Source organism: Amycolatopsis pigmentata (genome assembly GCF_042684065.1).
Classification (GTDB): domain Bacteria; phylum Actinomycetota; class Actinomycetes; order Mycobacteriales; family Pseudonocardiaceae; genus Amycolatopsis_E; species Amycolatopsis_E pigmentata.
Map to the genome: position 1 here is coordinate 143291 of NZ_JBHUKR010000029.1, position 19111 is coordinate 162401.

The 19111-nt window shown below is 70.8% G+C and carries 16 protein-coding genes; 6 read left to right on the forward strand and 10 right to left on the reverse strand.

The features are described from left to right. The first annotated feature begins 4 nt into the window (after positions 1 to 4). Both ACFSXZ_RS40195 and ACFSXZ_RS40200 read left to right on the forward strand, forming a co-directional pair. The gene (locus ACFSXZ_RS40195) at positions 5 to 1288 is read left to right on the forward strand and encodes a DUF58 domain-containing protein (protein WP_378271701.1); all 1284 of its coding nucleotides are present in this window, start codon (positions 5 to 7) and stop codon (positions 1286 to 1288) included. Between the two features lie 232 nt (positions 1289 to 1520). Beyond that, positions 1521 to 3995 (forward strand): transglutaminase TgpA family protein, encoded by a 2475-nt coding sequence (locus ACFSXZ_RS40200; protein ID WP_378271860.1) that lies wholly within the window; start codon positions 1521 to 1523, stop codon positions 3993 to 3995. Between the two features lie 62 nt (positions 3996 to 4057). Here ACFSXZ_RS40200 and ACFSXZ_RS40205 read toward each other — a convergent pair whose 3' ends face one another. The 3 genes from ACFSXZ_RS40205 to ACFSXZ_RS40215 all read right to left on the reverse strand — a co-directional run bounded on the left by ACFSXZ_RS40205 (position 4058) and on the right by ACFSXZ_RS40215 (position 6632). After that, positions 4058 to 4435 (reverse strand): DUF3040 domain-containing protein, encoded by a 378-nt coding sequence (locus ACFSXZ_RS40205; RefSeq protein ID WP_378271703.1) that lies wholly within the window; start codon positions 4433 to 4435, stop codon positions 4058 to 4060. A gap of 155 nt (positions 4436 to 4590) precedes the next feature. After that, positions 4591 to 5841, reverse strand: a complete 1251-nt coding sequence (gene dinB / locus ACFSXZ_RS40210) for a DNA polymerase IV (RefSeq protein ID WP_378271704.1) — start codon at positions 5839 to 5841, stop codon at positions 4591 to 4593. A gap of 53 nt (positions 5842 to 5894) precedes the next feature. Further along, positions 5895 to 6632: a methyltransferase domain-containing protein gene (locus ACFSXZ_RS40215; RefSeq protein ID WP_378271706.1), complete on the reverse strand. Its 738-nt coding sequence runs from the start codon at positions 6630 to 6632 to the stop codon at positions 5895 to 5897. A 108-nt stretch (positions 6633 to 6740) separates the two neighbouring features. Between ACFSXZ_RS40215 and ACFSXZ_RS40220 the strand changes: the two genes are divergently transcribed. The 4 genes from ACFSXZ_RS40220 to ACFSXZ_RS40235 all read left to right on the forward strand — a co-directional run bounded on the left by ACFSXZ_RS40220 (position 6741) and on the right by ACFSXZ_RS40235 (position 10438). After that, the gene (locus ACFSXZ_RS40220; protein WP_378271708.1) at positions 6741 to 7607 is read left to right on the forward strand and encodes a ParA family protein; all 867 of its coding nucleotides are present in this window, start codon (positions 6741 to 6743) and stop codon (positions 7605 to 7607) included. Further along, a complete protein-coding gene (locus ACFSXZ_RS40225; RefSeq protein WP_378271710.1) occupies positions 7594 to 8394 on the forward strand; it encodes a DNA-formamidopyrimidine glycosylase family protein in 801 nt (266 codons plus the stop codon). The genes ACFSXZ_RS40220 and ACFSXZ_RS40225 overlap by 14 nt, the downstream gene beginning before the upstream one ends. 348 nt (positions 8395 to 8742) lie before the next feature. Then, on the forward strand, positions 8743 to 9300 hold the full coding sequence (locus tag ACFSXZ_RS40230) for a GNAT family N-acetyltransferase (RefSeq protein ID WP_378271711.1): 558 nt from the start codon (positions 8743 to 8745) through the stop codon (positions 9298 to 9300). Positions 9301 to 9400: 100 nt separating this feature from the next. Then, positions 9401 to 10438, forward strand: a complete 1038-nt coding sequence (locus ACFSXZ_RS40235) for a quinone-dependent dihydroorotate dehydrogenase (protein ID WP_378271713.1) — start codon at positions 9401 to 9403, stop codon at positions 10436 to 10438. Positions 10439 to 10471: 33 nt separating this feature from the next. Here ACFSXZ_RS40235 and pspM read toward each other — a convergent pair whose 3' ends face one another. The 7 genes from pspM to ACFSXZ_RS40270 form a co-directional block, all read right to left on the reverse strand. Further along, positions 10472 to 11371: a phage shock envelope stress response protein PspM gene (gene pspM, locus ACFSXZ_RS40240; protein WP_378271715.1), complete on the reverse strand. Its 900-nt coding sequence runs from the start codon at positions 11369 to 11371 to the stop codon at positions 10472 to 10474. A gap of 181 nt (positions 11372 to 11552) precedes the next feature. After that, complete coding sequence (locus tag ACFSXZ_RS40245) at positions 11553 to 12383, reverse strand: PspA/IM30 family protein (protein ID WP_378271716.1); 831 nt, start codon at positions 12381 to 12383, stop codon at positions 11553 to 11555. Positions 12384 to 12642: 259 nt separating this feature from the next. After that, the gene (locus ACFSXZ_RS40250; protein WP_378271718.1) at positions 12643 to 13086 is read right to left on the reverse strand and encodes a helix-turn-helix domain-containing protein; all 444 of its coding nucleotides are present in this window, start codon (positions 13084 to 13086) and stop codon (positions 12643 to 12645) included. A 230-nt stretch (positions 13087 to 13316) separates the two neighbouring features. After that, positions 13317 to 13805, reverse strand: a complete 489-nt coding sequence (locus ACFSXZ_RS40255) for a CinA family protein (protein ID WP_378271719.1) — start codon at positions 13803 to 13805, stop codon at positions 13317 to 13319. Positions 13806 to 13807: 2 nt separating this feature from the next. Beyond that, positions 13808 to 14416: a CDP-diacylglycerol--glycerol-3-phosphate 3-phosphatidyltransferase gene (gene pgsA / locus ACFSXZ_RS40260; protein ID WP_378271720.1), complete on the reverse strand. Its 609-nt coding sequence runs from the start codon at positions 14414 to 14416 to the stop codon at positions 13808 to 13810. Beyond that, positions 14413 to 15825, reverse strand: a complete 1413-nt coding sequence (gene rimO / locus ACFSXZ_RS40265) for a 30S ribosomal protein S12 methylthiotransferase RimO (RefSeq protein ID WP_378271722.1) — start codon at positions 15823 to 15825, stop codon at positions 14413 to 14415. Before rimO ends, pgsA begins: the two co-directional genes overlap by 4 nt. Positions 15826 to 15830: 5 nt before the next feature. After that, complete coding sequence (locus tag ACFSXZ_RS40270) at positions 15831 to 19073, reverse strand: AAA family ATPase (protein WP_378271724.1); 3243 nt, start codon at positions 19071 to 19073, stop codon at positions 15831 to 15833. Positions 19074 to 19111: the final 38 nt, after the last annotated feature.

A 19111-nucleotide genomic window follows, 5' to 3' on the forward strand; every position in this document is an offset into this window, starting at 1 on the left:
GGCCGTGATGCGCGCGCTGTCGGGGCTGACCACCCGGGGCCGCTGCCTGCTCGCCGCGGGTGTCGCGGCGGCGGTGTGCTCGGTGGTGCTCAACGAGCGGGACCTGTTGCGAGTGGCCGTGTTCGTCATCGGCCTTCCCCTGGTCGTCGCCATGTTCATCTCGGCGTCCCGGGTCCGCATCGGCGCCTCGCGCAGGCTACTGCCGGACCGGGTCACCGCCGGGTCGGCCGCCGAGGTCGAACTTTCCTTGTGGCGCAACGGGAAGCTGCCCGGCGGTGAGGTACTGCTCGAAGACGGCGTCCCGTACGCGCTGGGCTCGAGGCCGCGGTTCGTGGTGGAGCGCCTGCCCCAGGGCCGCGCGGTCGCGTTGCGGTACCCGATCCTGCCGATGCTGCGCGGCATCCAGCAGGTCGGCCCGCTGCGCGCCACGCTCACCGATCCCTTCGGCCTGTGCGAGTTCGACCGCGAGCTCATCGGGCACTCCCGGCTGCTCGTGGTGCCCAAGGTCGTCCCCCTGTGGGGCCTGCCCGGGGCCGGCGGGCTCGGCTCGGGCGACGACGGCAACGTCCGGCTGCACGCCGGGCAGGGCGAGACCGACGTCATCGTCCGGCCGTACCGGAAGGGCGACGACATGCGGAAGGTGCACTGGCGTTCGACGGCACGCCGGGACGAGATCATGGTCCGCATCGAGGAGCGGCCGTGGCGCGGCGGCACCACCGTGCTGCTCGACCACCGCGCCGCCGCCCACCACGGCACCGGTCCCACCGCGAGCCTGGAGTGGGCGATCTCCTTCGCCGCCAGCGTGTGCGTGCACGTCCGCCGGGCGGGCCACCGCGTCCGCCTGGTGACCGAACACGGCCGCGTCCTCGCCGACGCCCCGGCTTTCGGCGGCGAAGGCAGCGACACCGCCGACAACGTCATCCTCGACGCGCTCGCCGCGCTCCAGCCGTCGCACCAGCGCGATCTCACCACCGGGCATGATCCGGCCGAGGGGCAGGAACTGATCGCGATCCTGGGCACGGTGAGCAACGAGGCCGTCAGCGAACTGGCCCGTTACCGGCGCCGGGGCTCCCGCAGTCTCGCCGTGGTGCTGGACACCGCGGCGTTCGGCGGAGCCGCGACCGCACCGGACCACCGCGCGGTGGCGACCGAGGAGTCCGCGGCCCTGCTCCGCGCGGCGGGCTGGGCCGTGGTGGTCGCCGGTGAAGGCGCCCCGATGGCCCAGGTCTGGTCCGAGCTCTGCCGGACCGGCACCGGCCGGGGCGCCCTCGTCGGAGGCAGGGCATGAGACTTCGTATGCCCGACCGCGGCTGCCAAGGTTGCCACAGAGCGCGCCCGTTCTTTCCTGTGTTCTGTGGGGGCACGGCCCCCACGCCCCCACAGGGGGCAAGCCCCCAGACCCCCTCATCGGGGCGGCAGGGCGCCCAACTGCCTGGCGTGGCACGCGTTCACAAGGCGCGCCCTGTCGACACGATCGCGGGGGCGCGCAAACTCGCGGGGGAAACAGCGTGACCGCCACCATGCCGAGGCAAGCTCCGGGATCGACTCCCCCGGGGCCGGTCGAACAGCACACCCCGACCAAGCGGGTCGTGACGCCGCCGGCCTGGCGCTCCACCGTGCTCGCCCCGGCCGCCGCCGGAGTCGCCACGTTGTGCGCCTCCACCTCGCTCACCGGTGTCGTGGCCGGCCTGTCCTGGCTCGGCTACGTCGCGGTCGCCGTCATCCTGGTCGCGTGCACCGGACTGGCGCTGCGGCCGGTCCGCACGCCGACGGTGCTGGTCGGACTGGCCCAGCTGGTCGTGCTGCTGTTGCTGGTCACCGGCATCTTCACCAGTCACGGGATCCTGGCGGTCTTCCCCGGTCCGGCCGCGTTCTCCGAGATCGACGACGTGCTCTCGGCCGCCTTCGAGCAGATCCGGACCGGCCTGCCGCCGGTCGAGGCGACACCGCCCATCCTGTGCCTGGTCACCATCGCGATGGGCCTGGTCGCGGTGCTGGTCGACACCCTCACCGTGGCCGCGTCGGCGCCCGCGGCCACCGGTCTGGTGCTGCTGTGCGTGTACGCGGTCCCGGCTTCGCTGTCGGACACGATGCTGCCATGGTGGACCTTCGTGCTGGGCGCGGCCGCGTTCGCCGCCCTGCTCGCGGTGGACGGCAACCACCGGCACCGGCGATGGCGCAACCGTGACGCGCCGGGTCTCGGTGGGTCCCCGGCCGCGGCCGCGGCACCGGTCGTGGTGGTGTCCCTGGCGCTCGTGCTGGGCCTGACCGCGGGGGCGACGATCACCGCGGTCGGCACCGTGGGACGGCTGCCCGGCAGCGGCCGCAGCCAGGGCGCCGGCGCCGGCGGGCTCGGCGTCAACCCGTTCACCTCCCTGCGCGGGATGCTGGACCAGGGCAACACCGTCGATCTGTTCCGGATCCGGGGCCTCGGCAACGACAAGCGCCTGCTGCGTGCCTTCACGCTGGACACCTACCAGCCGAACCGGGGCTGGGGCCTGCCCGCGGGCCCGATGCCTGCCGGCTTTCCCGCGCTCCAGCCGCTGCCCCCGGCGCCGGGTGACGACGGCACCGCCGAGTCGCGGCAGATCAACGTCGAGCCGCTGAACTGGAACGACGTGTGGCTGCCGATCTACGGCTCGCCCCGCACGTTGCAGGGAATCCCGCCCGGCTGGTTCTACGACCCCGAAAGCGGCGCGGTGTTCGCCGAACGTAAGCAGCATCCGCCGTCCTACGTCGAAAACGCCTCACTGGCCGAGCCGTCGCGCTCCCAGCTGGAGGCGGCGGGGACGCCGAAGGCCATCGGAATCCCCCGCGTCTACACGCAGATCTCCGGTGTCGACCCGCGGGTGACCGCGCTGGCCCGGCAGATCACCGCGGGCGCCGCCACGACCTTCGACAAGGCCACCGCGCTGTGGCGCTACTTCACGTCGGAAGGCCAGTTCGTCTACGACACGAAGACCGCGGCCACGGCGGACGCGGACGCGCTGTCGGACTTCCTGTTCAACGGCAAGCGCGGTTTCTGCGAGCAGTTCGCCTCGGCGATGGCGGTGATGCTCCGCGTGCTCGGCATCCCGGCCCGGGTGGCGGTCGGCTTCACCACCGGCTTCGCCGACGGTGACACCCGGCTGATCACCTCGCAGGACGCGCATGCCTGGGTCGAGGTCAACTTCGGGGACCTCGGCTGGGTGAACTTCGACCCGACGCCCCGTTCGGACGGCCGCGGCTATGTGCCTCCCTACCTCCAGAACGGCAACTCCTCGAACGACCCCTCCGCGCAGACCCGCGACGATGTCCCCAGCGTCTCCACCACGCACGTCGCCCCGACCGGTGCCCCGGCGGCGCAGAACGCCAACGGCGGGCTGGGCCCGTCACAGGCCGCCCCCGCGGGGTCCGCGCCGGGCTGGACCGGTTGGGGCGTCCTCGCCGTGGTGGCGGCCGCGATCGCGCTGACGGCGGCGGCCTTCGTCTCCACGCGCCGGGCGAGGAGCAGCTCGGTGATGGCCCGCTGGCTACCGCTCGCCGCGGCCCTCGGCTGGCTTCTGGCGGTGTTGCTGACCGCCTGGCTCGTGCACTGGATCTTCGCGCTGTGCCTGCTGGTCATCGCCGGGATCGGGCTCGCTCCGGCGGTGCTCAGGGAGATCCAGCGGCGGCGCAGGCTGCGTGCCATCGCCGCCCGCGAACCGGGCGCGGCGAACGCCGCGTGGGAGGAACTGCTCGACGAGTGTGCCGACCGCGGGGCGCCGGTGCCGCCGACCGACACCGTGCGCACCGCCGCGCAGCGGGTCGCGCACGACCATCGCCTCGACGAGGCCGGCAAGGAGAGCCTGCGCACCGTGGTCGGGGTCGTCGAGCGATCCTGGTACGCGCCGGGCGGCGACGAGGACCCCGGTTTCCCCAGGGCGTTCGAAGGGCTGCGGGAAAGCCTCCGGCGCAACGCGCCGATGTCCTGGCGAGGACGGCTTTTCCCACGCTCGGTGTTCCGGCGCCGCTGACCCTCATGCCGGAAAGTGCCCACCCCGGAAGGGGCGGGCACTTTCCGGCTCGGGAACGCGTCCTACTCTTCGAAACGCTGGCGGAAGCGTTCTTCCATGCGCTGCGTGAACGAACTCTTGGCCTTGGCCGTGCCCTTCTGGGGGGCCGCGCCCGCGGGATGACGGCCCGACATGATCGCGAGCACCACCCCGAAGAACATCACCAGGAAGCCGAGCACGCTCATCAGCGGAAAGTCGGCAACCCACAACGCCCGTACCATCACGCCCACCACCAGCAGCGCGACCCCGACGATGAACAGCGCGACCCCTTGGATTCGACGCCGACGAGCGGGCCGGCGTAGCCGGGCACCGCGTACCGTAGACGCGAATTTGGGGTCCTCGGCATAGAGCTCGCGCTCGATCTGGTCGAGCAGCCGCTGCTCATGCTCGGAGAGTGGCATGTCTCCTCCTCCGGCACAGCTTTGTCACGGGCGCCGGGCCACGCAACGTCTTGGACCCAACTCGACACCCCGTGTTGAGGTGTCCATCACCCAGGATACGAGTCCCGCGCGCTCACGACTACCCGATCCCAACACGAAGCTGTGGCCCTTCCGGTTCAGGAAGTTCCGTCGGTGCCCGGAGAAAGCAGAGAGGCCGGCCGAACGGCCGCGGCGCCGAACTTCGATCGCGCCACGTCGGCGGCGATCTCCGCGTCACGCCAGCGCGGCTCGTCACGTTCGAAGCTGAGCTGCTCGGGCTCGTCACCGCCGGTGAGCCCCTCCACGCGGACGCCGAGCAGCCGGATTTCCGCCCCCTGAACGGCTTCGCCGAACAGCGTCACCGCGGTGGTGTGGATCAGCCGGGCCACGTCGGTGGGCGAGGCGAGCGTGCGGGCGCGGGTGATCGTGCGGAAGTCGGCGAAGCGGACCTTGATCGACACCGTCCGCCCGCGCACGCCCTTGGCCCGCAGGCTCGCCGCCACTCGTTCGGACAACCTGAGCAGTTCGCGCTCCAGCACCACGCGGTCACGCTGGTCGGTGTCGAAGGTGCGCTCCGCGCCGATCGACTTGTCCGGGACGTCGGCCACGACACCGCGCTCGTCGCGGCCGTTGGCCAGCGCGTGCAGGTGCTCGGCGGCCGCGTTGCCCACCGCCCGGCGCAGCCTGCTCAGCGGCGCGTGCGCGACATCGGCGACGGTGGCGAACCCGAGCCGCCGCAGGCTTTCCTCGGTGCGCTTGCCCACCCCCCACAGCGACGCGACCGGCAACGGGTGCAGGAACTCCAGGACCCGGTCCACCGGCACCACGAGCACGCCGTCGGGCTTCGCCATGCCGGAGGCGAGCTTGGCGACGAACTTGACCCCGGCGACCCCGACCGAGCACGTGATGCCGTGCTCGGCGCTGACCCGTCGCCGGATCAGCGCGGCGACCTCGGCGGGCGTCGCGTTCAGCCGCCTCAGCGCGCCGCTGACGTCCAGGAAGGCTTCGTCCAGGCTGAGTGGTTCGACCAACGGCGTGAGTTCGCGGAAGATCGCCATCACGCCCCGGGAGACCTCGCCGTAGAGGCCCTGCGTGGGCGGGATGAACACCGCCTGCGGGCACAGCCGCCGGGCCACCGCGGCCGGCATCGCCGCCCGCACGCCGAACTCGCGCGCCGGGTAGTTCGCCGATGTCACCACCGAGCGCGGCCCGGCGCCGGCCACGATCACCGGACGGTCCTTCAGCTCCGGGCGGGTCCGCAGCTCGACCGCCGCGAAGAAGGCGTCCATGTCGACGTGCAGTAGTCCGCAGCCGGTGTCCTCCGGGGTGTAGCCGTCCCGGACCCGGAAGCGCTCATAGCCGGGCGGCAGCCCCGGTTTCTTTCCCATCGGCGTCCAACCTTACGGTGCCCTACCGACATTCCGGGGCCCGGCGAGGCGGATCACCCCGGGCGGCGGGCGAGGACGTGCAGGCGGGTCGCGATGTCCCGCAACTGCGGCACGACGCCGGCCAGCGCTTCGAACTCGGCCAGTTCCTCACCGGTGAACTGATCGGTCTCCGCTTCACCGAGGGAATCCGACACGACCCCGTCACCTTGAACCAGTTCGACGACCAGCCCGGCGGCGGTCAGCAGACCGCTCAGCCCGCCGGCGTCGAAGCGGCGCGCAAGGTTTTCCCCGTCGTCGGAAAGCACACCGTCTGCTCCGGTGAGCAACTGCCGCGCCTCACCGAGGCGTCCGGCCAGAGCCCGGTGCAGCACGGCGGCGTATCGGTTGGCGGCCAGTACCGACACCGCTCCGCCCGGGCGGACCGCGGCCGCCAGCGCCCGGGTGACCGCGGCCGGGTCCTCGACGACCTCGAGCAGGCCGTGGGCCAGGACCAGGTCGGCCTCGCCGGTCGCCACGCGGATGCCGAGCGCATCGGTGTCGTCGGCCACCACGGTGATCCGGTCGGCGACTCCGCTCTCCGCGCCGCGACGGCGCAACGTCGCCACGGCGTTGGGATTGGGCTCCACCACCGTCACTCGGCAGCCGGAGGCCGCGAGGGGCACCGCCCACACGCCGCTGCCACCGCCGACATCGACGACGTGCACCTCCGCCGGGCTCACCCGGGCAAGCTCGGCTTGCAACGCTCGCCAGATCGCGCCCGAGCCGCGCGCCGTGCCGGTGTCCGTTCGCATGGCCTGACAGCCTAGTCAGGGCATGTGGTGGGCGCTGGATGGTGGGCCCGGGGCGGCCGGAGGTACAGAGGCTGCCGCATCGTCGGTTCCCCCGGCTACGCTCGGGTTGTGCAAACGGTCGCCGTACTCAGCCTCAAGGGTGGTGTCGGCAAAACCACGGTCGCGCTCGGGATAGCTTCGGCTGCTCTCCGCAGGGGCATCCGGGCATTGGTCGCCGACCTGGACCCGCAGGGCAACGCCACTGCCTCACTCGACCCGCCCTACACCGACGCCACGCTCGCCGACGTACTGGAAACCCCGCACCGGGCAGTCCTGCAGCGCGCGATAGCGCCGAGCGTGTGGAGTGACGAGGTCGACGTCCTCGTCGGTGCCGAGGAGCTGGAGCTCCTCAACGAGCCGGGAACGGACGACCGCCGGCTCGGCAACCTCTCCCGTGCCCTGGACGAGTTGCACGATGCGCCGCCGAACGGCAAGCCCTACGAGCTCGTGATCCTGGACTGCCCGCCATCGCTGGGCAGGCTGACCAAGTCGGCGCTGGTCGCCGCGGACAGCGCGATCCTGGTCACCGAGCCGACCATGTACGCGGTGGCCGGCGCGCAGCGCGCGCTCGAGGCCATCGAGCGCATCCGGGCCGAGGCCAATCCCGATCTGCGCGCGGTCGGGGTGCTGGTCAACCGCCTGCGCCCGCGTTCGCACGAACACCAGTTCCGGATCGCGGAGCTGCGGGATTCCTTCGGCTCTCTGGTCATGCCCACCGCGATCCCGGACCGGCTGGCCATCCAGCAGGCCCAGGGCGCGTGCAGCCCGATCCACGAGTGGCACTCCCCCGGCGCCCAGGAAATCGCGTTGACCTTCAACATGGTGCTGGCCAAGATCCTGCGCTCGAACCGTGCCGGACGACACCGGATGGCCGGCGAGTCCGAGGCGGAGGCCGAGACGACCGGCCGGATCCCGACCACCGATGCCCGAAGGTGACACCGTCTTCCTCGCCGGCCGGACGCTCGCCCGCGCCCTGGCCGGGAAGACGTTGTCCCGTACCGACTTCCGGCATCCCGCACTGGCCACTGTGGACCTCACCGGCCGGTCGGTGCTGGAGGTTCGCACCGTCGGCAAGCATCTTTTCACCCGCTTTTCCGGTGAGCTGAGCCTGCACAGCCATCTGAAGATGGACGGCTCGTGGGAGATCTACCGGCCCGGCGCCCGCTGGCGGCATCCCGCCCACCAGGTCCGCGTGATCCTCGCCGCGGAGGACGCGCAGGCGGTCGGATTCCGGCTGCACGACCTGAAGATCCTGCCCACCGCGGAAGAGTCGCGCCTGGTCGGCCACCTCGGTCCTGACCTTCTGGACGATCAATGGTCCGCGGAGCACGCGGAACGGGCCGCCGCGGCGTTGAGCGCCGGCCCCGCGCGCGAGCTCGGCCTGGCTCTGCTCGACCAGCGCGTCATGGCCGGCGTCGGCAACCTCTACAAGACGGAGATCTGCTTCCTGCTCGGCGTCACCCCGTGGACTCCGGTGTCCGATGTGGACGCTCGCGAAGTGGTGGCGCTGGCGCGGAAGCTGCTGGTGGCCAACGCCTGGCGCCACGAGCAGAGCACCACCGGCGAACTGGCCCGGGGGCGTCGCAACTGGGTCTACGAACGGACCCGGCAGGGCTGCCACCGTTGCGGTGGCGCTGTCCGCGTCGCCACCCAGGACCACGATGTCCAGGCCCGCCCCACCTGGTTCTGCCCCCGCTGCCAGTCCGGCCCCGCGCCCGCCTGAGGCGCCCGATCCCCGCGAAATCAACGAGATCGGCGCCGACCTCACCCGTCGCCCAGGGCCCGATAATCCTGTTGCCCAATCCCGGATTCTTGCCTAGCGTGACGCTTACACGGGAAAGGAGGTGGTCCAAAGTTGTGTAACTACAGGACTCGTGAGGTGGCTGTCCGCTAACGGATCCCGCGGGTGACGTTGGTGAATACCAGTCAGTCACCGGACCCCCGGCGTCCCGAGCTCAGTCCGGCTCGGGCCCGAGCGGCTGACGACGCTCGGGAGGTTCGCCGGGGGTTTCTTCATAATCTTGGCGAAAATACCCACACGCATGCACGTGCAGCGACTACCCTCTCCGTTGTGCTGCAGCCCACGTATCCGGTCAAGACGGCCAGGCTGATCTTGCGCCCGTTCACCAGGGACGACCTGTCGGCCCTGCACTCCCTCCAGTCGCGCCCGGATGTCGCGCGCTATCTCGGCCGCGCGCCCCGGGGCCGTGCCGACACCGCGAGGGTGCTGGCCGAGAAGATCGAAAACCGGGCTCTGACCATACCGGGCGACGCGCTGTCCATCGCGGTCGAACTCATCGACACGGCCGAACTGATCGGCGACCTGACGCTGGCGCTGACCAGTGTCGAGAACAACAGCGGCGAGATCAAGGTGGTCTTCCACCCCAAGCACCACGGCAAGGGGTACGCCGCCGAGGCGACCGCCGAACTGCTGCGGCTGGGGTTCGAAGAATTCGGGCTGCACCGGATCGTCGGCCACTGCGACGGGAAGAACGTCGCCTCCGCGTCGCTCATGGAGGGGCTCGGCATGCGGCGCGAAGCGCACCTGCGGGAGAGCGAACTGGTCGACGGGGTGTGGAAGGACGAGTTGGTCTACGCGATGCTCGCGGTCGAGTGGCAAAGACGCTGAAGGACCAGCCACGAATCCGAAGTGCCCGCGGCCGAGTCGTCGGACACACCACCCGACGGGCGTTTCCGGGCGAACGCGGGGCTGAGGGACGATGTAGCACGTGCTCTTCGAGAAGCTGACCCGTCCCGCTCTGTACCGCCTGAGCCGTAACGATCCCGAGCTGGTGCACGAGCGCACCCTCCGGGTGCTCGGCGCGACCGCCCCGGCGATGGGAGGCCTCCGGCGTTTCTCCGGCGCCGACGACCCGGTGACGGTGTTCGGGCTACGGTTCCCCGGCCGGGTCGGGCTCGCGGCCGGTATGGACAAGGACGGGCGGGCACTACGGGCGTGGCCGGCGCTCGGTTTCGGTTTCGTCGAAGTCGGCACGGTCACTCACCTGGCGCAGCCGGGCAACCCGAAACCGCGCTTGTTCCACCTTCCGGCCAGCGATGCGGTGATCAACCGCATGGGTTTCAACAACTCCGGCGCAGAAGCGCTCGCGCGGCGCCTCGCCCGGCACGGAAAGCCCGGCGTGCCGCTCGGGGTGAGCATCGGGAAGTCGAAAGTGGTGGCGGTGGAGGAAGCTGTCGCCGACTATCAGGCTTCTCTGCGCACTCTTTACCCTTACGCCGACTACTTCGCGATCAACGTGAGTTCGCCCAATACACCCGGGCTTCGCGCGCTCCAGGACAAAGGTGCCCTCACGGAGTTGCTGGCGGGGCTCCGGGCCACCTCGGTGGCGCTCGCCGGTTCCGGTACTCCGACACCGCTGCTGGTCAAGGTGGCGCCCGATCTTTCCGACGACGCGCTGGCGGAGTTACTGGAAGTGTGTGACGCGCACGGCGTCGCCGGGCTGATCGCCACCAACACCACGCTGTCGCGGGAAGGACTGAGCCCCGCGGACGCGCGAACCGGTCAGGAAGCCGGTGGTCTGTCCGGGCGGCCGCTGACCGAGCGGGCCCGGGAAGTGGTGCGGTTCATCCACGACCGGACCGAGGGAAAGGTGCCGATCATCGGCGTCGGCGGAATCTTCGGTGCCACCGACGCACGACGCATGCTCGACGCCGGGGCGAGCCTGATCCAGGTCTACACCGGTTTCGCCTTGAAGGGGCCGGGCTTGGTTCGCGAACTCAACCGCGCCCTCGCCGGCCGTGGTTGAGCCTCAGCGTCGTGTGGCCGCTGGCACTCCTGGTCAGGACAGCTCGCGCAGGGCTAGGGCCAGCCCGGCGAGACGATCGGTGGCGTCGGTCAGCGCGTCTTGCGACTGCCGCATCCCCGATGTACTCGCGGCGACCGCCCGGCCCGCGGCGGCGACGAGCGCGCCGTAGCCGTCCAGACCGTCGTCGAGCTGCTCACGCAATGTGTTCACGGCCGCGTCGAGCGCGGCGCGCTCACCGGCCGGGGACGCGTTGCGAGCTCGCTCGACCGCCTGAATGCGTGCCGCGAGACCACGCAGCGTCCTAGCCGCTTCCTGGGCGGTGGTGCGCGCCTCATCGACGGAAACCTCGGGCACCGCATCGGACGGCGAGAGCTGGCGCAGCAGTTCGGCCAGGGACTCCTCGCACTCGGCCAGTCGCCGCATCGGCTCGTACGCCGCTGAACTCGTCGGCGGCAGGGGCAAGGGCTCCGGCGACGCCGCGCGGAGGGGCACCGGGGTGCGCTTCAGCTCCCGGAGCCGCATGCCCGACCGGATGGAGAGCGTGCTGAACACGATGACTCCGGCGGCTCCGGCCATCAAGGCCATCGCCGCTTCGGCGAGTACCCCGGCCACGCCGAGCAGGACGCACAGCAGCGTCAGCACCACCCACAGGGACAGTGCCCGGGACGCGCGCCGCTTGCGGCGTTCCAGCTTGGCGGCGGGCTCGTTCCACCGAGCCCACCTCGTCGTCACCTCGGCGACCAGCGGCACGTCGGTCACCCTCGGAGGTCGCGCCGACGGCCGGACCAGCGGGTTCGGCCGCTGGTGCCCGTCCGCGGGCGGAAAGTACCGCTGAACGGTCTCCTGAGCACGCTGCGCGTACTCGGGCAGCCGTTCCAGATGTCTTTCCAGCTTGGCGGAAAGCTGTTCCCCGAAGTCCCGCCTGGCCGACACTGTGACCTCCTGCGGTGTCCGCTATTTCTTCGCGACCTTGCGCGCCCCCGCGATCGTGTCGACAGGGCGCTCCTCCCCAACGGACGTCCCGGGGGATGTACAGGCGCCCTGCCGCCCCGATAGCGGAAAAAACAGGGCGCGCTCTGTAGTCACCTTGGCAGCCGCGAGTTGAGCCATGGTGTCAAGCTTCGTTCTTCTGTTGGTCGGCCTGGACGCGGGCCTGGATCTCACGCTGGATGTCGGCCGAGGACGAGGCGCCCTGCGAACCGTCGGTCACCTGAGCGACCGAATCTCCCTTGATCGAGGCACGGATCTGCTCCAGCCGCGAATGGCCGGCGAGCTGGGTGGTGGCCTGCTGAACCTCCAGCATCCGGCCCTGCACCGAGTTCTGCGCGAGCTCCGCCTGCCCGAGCGCGGTGGTGTAGCGACGCTCGATCTTCTCCCGGACCTCTTCGAGTGACGGCGTGTTGCCCGGCGCGGTCAGCTCGGACATCTGGTTGAGGGAGGCGGAGACCTTCTCCTGCATCTTCGCCTGCTCCAGCTGTGAGAGGAGCTTCGTGCGCTCGCTGAGCTTCTGCTGGAGCATCATCGAGTTCCGCTCGACCGCCTGCTTGGCCTGAGCGGCCGCCTGGAGCGCCTGGTCGTGCAGGGTCTTGAGGTCCTCGATGCTCTGCTCGGCGGTGACGAGCTGGGTCGCGAAGCCCTCGGCGGCGTTCTCGTACTGGACCGCCTTCTCGTTGTCCCCCTTGCCCCGTGCCTCGTCGGCGAGCACGAGCGCCTGGCGCGCGGAGGCCTGGAGCTTCTCCACCTCACCGAGCTGACGGTTGAGCTTCATCTCCAGCTGGCGCTGGTTCCCGATCACCGCCGCGGCCTGCTGCGAAAGCGCCTGGTGCTGGCGCTGAGCGTCTTCGATGGCCTGCTGGATCTGCACCTTCGGGTCGGCGTGCTCGTCGATCTTCGACGAGAACGCCGCCATGAGGTACTTCCAGGCCTTAACGAACGGGTTGGCCATCTGCTCCGCCTGCCTTCTTACGTCCCACTGTCTCAACGTCGACCCGATAGCGTGTGGGGCGCCGATCTCCCCTGTCCGAGCAACGCGCCGCTCTCGGTGTGGGTTCCATCGTGTCAGGTCGCCGCCCCCGGTTCCAGGCGACCCCGGGAGAATTCAGGGACCACCCTGATCATGCCCGGAGCCACCCAGAGCCGCCGAAAGCCACCTTAGAGGTCTTTCAGGACCCCCAAGATGGCTTTCCGGGAAAACCCAGCCGGAATCAGGCGGCGACCATCTTCGGCGAGCGAATGGTCGTGCGCAGGGCCGGCCCCATGCGTGACGCCGAAACCCGCAGGTCGGCCAGGTCGTTGCCGATCAGGCCGTCCACCAGCCTGCCGCCCTCCACGCGTCCGGTCGCCTCCGCGGGGCGCTCCTCGCGCTCGTCCTCGCGCCGGGCGTCCGGCGGCATGGGCGCGACCTCGACGTGGTCCAGCGCGGAAATGTCCGCGGCGACGTGGTGCAGCAGTTCCCCCAGCGGCAGCTCGAGCGCTTCACAGATGGAGGCCAGCAGCTCGCTGGAGGCTTCCTTCTGCCCTCGCTCGACCTCCGAAAGGTAGCCGAGGCTCACCTTGGCGGCGCGGGAGATGTCGCGCAGCGTGCGACGCTGGTTGGTGCGGGCATGACGGAGCCGATCACCGATCGCCTCGCGCAACAGCACGGTCATCGCGCGCCTCCCTTCCTGATACCGAACACGTTACCCAGATCCAGTCCCTCACCGCATCGGTTGACACAGACCGTACGCCAAGGGCGAACGCCCCGATTACCCAAATTGTTCCTCGTCCACATGATCGTCGGCATGGTTCCCTCCAGCGACCGGATCCGTCTTTCCCAGGCCCGGCCACCACCCCGACGTGACGACACTATGACTCTCGGCGAGCGAATGCACTGGTCCGTTCAGGTGTCGCCGGGAGCGACCCCACACTCTTCCCACAACAATTTCAACGCGGCCCGGACCGCCTTGGTTCGAACGGCGCGCCGATCCCCCTCAAACCGGTGAGGCCGGACCGTCGTCACCCGCGCCCCGGCAAGCCCGATGTACACCACTCCCGGCTCCACCCCGTCCTGGGCGGCCGGGCCCGCGACGCCGGTCAGTCCCAGCCCCCAGTCCGCGGCACAGCGATCGCGCGCGCCCGCGGCGAGCTGGGCGGCGACCTCCGGGTGGACCGCGCCGTGGTCGGCCAGCAGCGCCGGGTCGACCCCGGCGAGCCGGGTCTTGAGGTCGGTGGCGTAGACGACGAGTCCGCCCCGCACCACCGCGCTCGACCCCGGCACGTCGGTCAGGGTGGCGCAGACCAGTCCGGCGGTGAGCGACTCGGCCGTGGCGACGGTCTCGCCACGGCCGATCAGCGCCTCGACCAGCGCCGGAGCCACCGTCTCGGGCACGGTCATAGGCGCGCGGCCGCCCGCAGCCGGATCGCCCGGAAGACGTAGTCGACCCCGGTGACCACGGTGAGCGCCAGCGCCACGCCCATCAGCAGCCAGCGGACCACCTCGGCACCCGGCGGAAGCGGGAGCACGAACAGCACGATCGCCGCGATCTGCGTCATCGTCTTGGCCTTGCCGCCGCGGCTGGCGGGGATCACCCCGTAGCGGATCACCCAGAACCGCAGCAGCGTCACGCCGATCTCGCGGACACCGATCACGATCGTCACCCACCAGCCGAGCTCGCCCAGCACGCTCAGGCCCACCAGGGCGGCGCCGGTCAGCGCCTTGTCCGCGATCGGGTCGGCCACCTTGCCGAAGTCGGTGATCAGGCCGTAGCGGCGGGCGACCCAGCCATCCACCTGATCGGTGAACGAGGCGACCACGAACAGCGCGGTCGCGATCGAGCGCCACCAGAGATCGTGACCTCCCCCCGCGAACAGGGCCAGCACGAACAACGGCACCAGGACCAGCCGCGACAGGGTGAGCAGGTTGGCGACGTTGAGCGTCGGAACCTTCGTCTCGGCGGCGGTGACGGGCGCGTCGCCCTCGTCCGCCGTGCTCTCGCTCATCTTCCGGCGTCCGGCCGCACGATGAGGTCCACGCCCGCGCTGTCCACCACGCGACACCGCAGAATCCGGCCGACCTCGGCGTCATCGGCGTCCAGCACGACGCAGGCGCCGTCGACCTCGGGCGCCTGGTGCGCGGCTCGACCCGACACCTCGTCACCGATCTCTTCGACCAGGACGTCGACCAGCTCGCCGACGCGCTCCTCGGCACGCTGCGCGGTCAGCTCCTCCACCAGGCCGGACACGAGCGCGACCCGTTTGGCGATCACCTCGTCGTCGAGCTTGCCGTCGAAGCTTTCGGCCTCGGTGCCGTCCTCGTCGGAGTAGCCGAAGACGCCGACCGCGTCGAGCCGGGCGCTGGTCAAAAAGCCCATCAGCTCGTCGACGTCCGCCTCGGTCTCCCCGGGGAAGCCGACGATCACGTTGGTGCGGATGCCCGCCGCGGGCGCCAGTTCGCGGATCTGGTCGATCAGCGCGAGGAACGACTTCGTGGAGCCGAACCGGCGCATGCGCCGCAGCACCGACTCGCTCGAATGCTGGAAGGAAAGGTCGAAATAGTCGGCCACGCCCGCGGTGCCGGCGATGGCGCGAACCAGGTCCGGACGGGTCTCGGCGGGCTGGAGGTAGGAGACGCGCACGCGCTCGATGCCCTCGACCGCGGCCAGACGCGGCAGCAACCGTTCGAGCGCGCGGGTCCCGCCGTGCTCACGGCCGAAGTCCTTGCCGTAGGACGTGGAGTTCTCGCTGACCAGGAACAACTCCTTGACGCCTTGACCGGCCAGCCAGGCCGCCTCGGCGAGGATCTCGTCGGGGTGACGCGAGACGAACGAACCCCGGAACGACGGGATCGCGCAGAACGAGCACCGCCGGTCGCACCCCGAAGCGATCTTCAGCGCCGCCACCGGGGAGCTGTCCAACCGGGTGCGCAGCACGCGCGGACCCCAGCCGGCCTGATCCCCGTGTCCCGGGACGGTGACGGTCGTGGCCGCGGCGGGACGTTCCACCGGGGTGATCGGCAACAGGGTGCGCCGGTCGGCGGGCACGTGCGAAGCGATCTTGTGCCCGGAAACGATGTCGCCGAGGCGTTGCGCGAGGTCCGGGTAATGGTCGAAGCCCAGCACCGCGTCGGCCTCGGGCAGGCTTTCCGCGAGCTCGGCGCCGTAACGCTCGGCCATGCAGCCGACCGCGACGACCTTCGCGCCGGTATCGGCCGCCGCCAGCAGCGTGTCCACCGAGTCCTTCTTCGCCGACTCGACGAAACCGCAGGTGTTCACCACGATCACGTCCGCGGACTCCGGATCCTCCGAGAGCTCCCAGCCCCCGGCCGCCAAGCGGCCGGCCAGTTCTTCGGAATCGACCTCGTTGCGGGCACAGCCCAGGGTCAACAGGGACACGCGGTGAGGGGAAGGCACGACACTCAGGGTAGCTGGCGGGGCAGGTCGGCGAGCGTCAGCAGGGTCAGCTCCTCGTCGGCGAGGCTCTTCAGGTCGACGTCCGGGCCCGCGAGCCGCATCGCCTGGGCGCTGATCGCCGTCTCCAGCATGCCGCGCGCCGTGCGGCCGTTGGCGAAGCCGGGGCCCCGGTCGATCCCGGCCATGACCTGACCGAGCGCCTGTTCCAGGTCCGGCGCGAGCCGGTAACCCTGGCGGGCGGCCATCGCGGAGAAGATCGCCGCGAGTTCGTCACCGGTGTAGTCGGGGAACTCGACCGTGCCGCCGAACCGCGACCGCAGCCCCTCGTTGGCGCCGAGAAAGCGATCCATGTCACCCGGGTACCCGGCCGCGATCACGATCAGGTCGTCACGGTGGTTCTCCATCTGCACCAGCAGTTCGGCGATGGCCTCCTTGCCGTAGGTGTCCTGGCCGGTCCCGTACTCCTGCGCGAGGTTGTAGGCCTCGTCGATGAACAGCACGCCACCGACGGCCCGTTCGCACACGTCACGGGTCTTCGGCGCGGTCTGGCCGAGATATTCGCCGACCAGATCGGGGCGCGCGACCTCCACCAGATGCCCGGAGGGCAGCACGCCCAGCTCCCGGTAGATCTGGCCCATCAACCGGGCGACCGTGGTCTTCGCGCTGCCGGGGTTGCCGGTGAACACCAGGTGCCTGCTGCGGGCCGCGACCGGCAACCCGGCCTCGCGGCGGCGCGCGTCCAGCCGGGTTTCGGCGACCAGCGTCCGGACGCGCTGTTTCACCGGGTCGAGCCCGATCAAGCCGTCCAGTTCGGCGATCAGTTCGTCCAGGCCGCGCCGGGGGCCGGAATCGTCGGCCTGTCCGGCGCCCGCTTCGCCCGGGGCGGGCAGATCTTCGGGGACGAGCAGCGCGAGCGCGGCCGCGTCGGTGGACGGCCGCTCGGTCAGCCGGGTGGCCTGCTTGGCGATCGTCGCTTCGAGCAGCCCGCGGGCCGACCGGCCGTTGGCGAAGCCACGCCCGCGCGGGATGCGGCGGATCGCTTCGGAAAGCGCTTTCGGGAAGTCGTCGGAGAGCCGGTATCCCTGCCCCTCGGCGATCAGCGCGAAGATCCGGGCCAGTTCTTCGTTGGTGTAGTCGGGAAACTCGACCCGGCCGGCGAACCGGGACCGCAGGCCCGGGTTCGACTCCATGAACTGGTCCATCTCCTTCGGATAGCCGGCCGCGAACACGATGAAGTCGTCGCGGTGGTTCTCCATCTGCAGCAACAGTTCGGTGACGGCCTCCTTGCCGAAGTCGTCGTCGTCATCGGCGACCAGGTTGTAGGCCTCGTCCAGGAACAGCACCCCGCCCATCGCGCGCTCGCACGCGGCGCGCGTCTTCAACGAGGTCTGGCCGACGTACTCGCCGACCAGGTCGGTCCGCGTCACCTCGACCACCTGCCCCTTGGGCAGTACGCCGAGACCGCGGTAGATCTGGGCGACCAGCCGGGCCACGGTGGTCTTGGCGGTGCCGGGATTACCGGTGAACACCAGATGCCTGCTGCGGGCGGCGACCGGCAGCCCGGCCTTCTTCCGCTGCGCGTCGATGGTCACTTCGTTGGCCAGCGACCGCACCCGCCGCTTCACCGAGTCCAAGCCGATCATCGCGTCCAGTTCGGCGAGCAGTTCCTCGATCGACTTCTCGCCCTGGCGACGCTGCTTGCTCAGCGCGGCGAGCTGCTCGACATCGGACGTCTCGATGCGCACCGTGCCGTCGCCGGCGCCACCCCGCGCGAGCGCGCTCTGACTCACCGCGGTCAACAGTGCCTCGACCTCGCGGGCGTTGTTCGCCGAGCCGCCGTCGGTGGCCAGCGCGGCGAGGCGGTCGCGCGCCTCCGGAGCCAGCACAACGGAACGCTCGGCGGCGAAGATGTCCAGCAAAGCGGAAACAGCGGTCGGCTGCGACAGGTCCGGCAGGCGGTAGACGAGCAGCCGCGGCAGCAGTTCGGGAGCCTCGGTGCCCAGCCTGTCGAGGAACTTCTCGCTCCCGGCGAGCACGACGAGACGGCAGCTTCCCTGATCGTGCGCCAATTCGCCGAGATATCCCGCGACGCCACCGGAGCTGCCTTCGAAAAGGGCGTCGGCCTCGTCGAACAGGAGCGCGGGCGGGGCCTCCTGACCATCCTGGCCCGCGACGAAACGCCGCAACACCGCGTCGACCGGCGCATCGCCACCGCGGTCGTTGTCCTGTAACAGGTCCGCGGCCAGGGTCGCGATCTGCTCGCCGAAGACGACCTCCTGGGCCACCAGGGCCGCCACCAAGCCGCGGAACAGGCGTCGCTGCCCGCTGTGGGGCTTTCCGACGAGCACGATCAGGGGGTTGGGCTGACGTTGTTCCCAAGCCTCCAGGGCGAACCGCCGTTGCACTTCCTGCTGCTGCCGTTCCCATTCCTGGCGCGCCTGCTCATAGGCGTTCTGCTGCTGTTCCCAGTACTGGTACTGCCGCTGCCATTCCTGATGGGCCTGCTCGTACTCCTCGTCGTGCCGTCGCTGGTCGCGCCACTTGAAGGCGCGGTTGCCCGCGGCCAGCACGTCGAGCGTGAGCGAGTTGGAGTGCCTGGCCATGTCACTCAGGAGGCCGCCCCCGGAGCCGGTCTGGGCCTGCCGTTCCGGCTCGGGCGGCGGTGGCGGCGGCGCGACCGGAGGCGGGGATTGAGGCGGGGCTTCGCCGGGATGGCGGCTGCGGTCGGCCCACCCGACGATGCGGACCACCTTGGCGACGAACTCCCCTGCCGACTCTTCGCCGCGGACGAACCGTGAGCCGGTGGCAAGGTGCTCGACGAGTCCCGAGGAGGACCCGGCCGGTGACGGCGGGGAAGGCGGCAAAGGCGGTGGGCTCGCGGGCCGGGCCGCCGGCGGTGGTGGTGGCACCGCCGGAGGCTGGTTCGGCTGGGCGTACGCGGGCGGGGCAGGAGCCTGCATCGGCATGCCGGGCGGTGGGGTTACCACCGGCGGAGCCATGGGAGCGGGCGGGGCCATGGGCGCGGGGGTCGCCGGAGGCGGGGGCGGCATCAACCGGGCGGCGGCGCGGTAACCGGGGTCCGCCGGCGGTGCGCCGAACTGCCACGGCGAGCCGTGCCGTGACCACTGCCACGGACGGCCGGGCACGAGCAGCCAGGCGACTCCGTCCGGCGTTCCCAGCACCGTGGTCCGGCCCATCGCGGCCTGACGCTCGGCCTCGAGAAAGGGATCCCAGCCCGCGCGCGTCAATTCGCTCCCCCGCCCCTGTGTCTTCGCCCTGCGTTGCC

Coding starts and splice junctions, on each gene's coding strand:
- ACFSXZ_RS40200 (WP_378271860.1), top strand. CDS start 1,521: ATGCCGAGGCAAGCTCCGGGATCGACTCCCCCGGGGCCGGTCGAACAG.
- ACFSXZ_RS40245 (WP_378271716.1), bottom strand. CDS start 12,383: ATGGCCAACCCGTTCGTTAAGGCCTGGAAGTACCTCATGGCGGCGTTC.
- ACFSXZ_RS40215 (WP_378271706.1), bottom strand. CDS start 6,632: ATGCGAACGGACACCGGCACGGCGCGCGGCTCGGGCGCGATCTGGCGA.
- ACFSXZ_RS40250 (WP_378271718.1), bottom strand. CDS start 13,086: ATGACCGTGCTGTTGCGCGAGGCGATCGGTGATCGGCTCCGTCATGCC.
- pgsA (WP_378271720.1), bottom strand. CDS start 14,416: ATGAGCGAGAGCACGGCGGACGAGGGCGACGCGCCCGTCACCGCCGCC.
- ACFSXZ_RS40225 (WP_378271710.1), top strand. CDS start 7,594: ATGCCCGAAGGTGACACCGTCTTCCTCGCCGGCCGGACGCTCGCCCGC.
- dinB (WP_378271704.1), bottom strand. CDS start 5,841: ATGGGAAAGAAACCGGGGCTGCCGCCCGGCTATGAGCGCTTCCGGGTC.
- ACFSXZ_RS40205 (WP_378271703.1), bottom strand. CDS start 4,435: ATGCCACTCTCCGAGCATGAGCAGCGGCTGCTCGACCAGATCGAGCGC.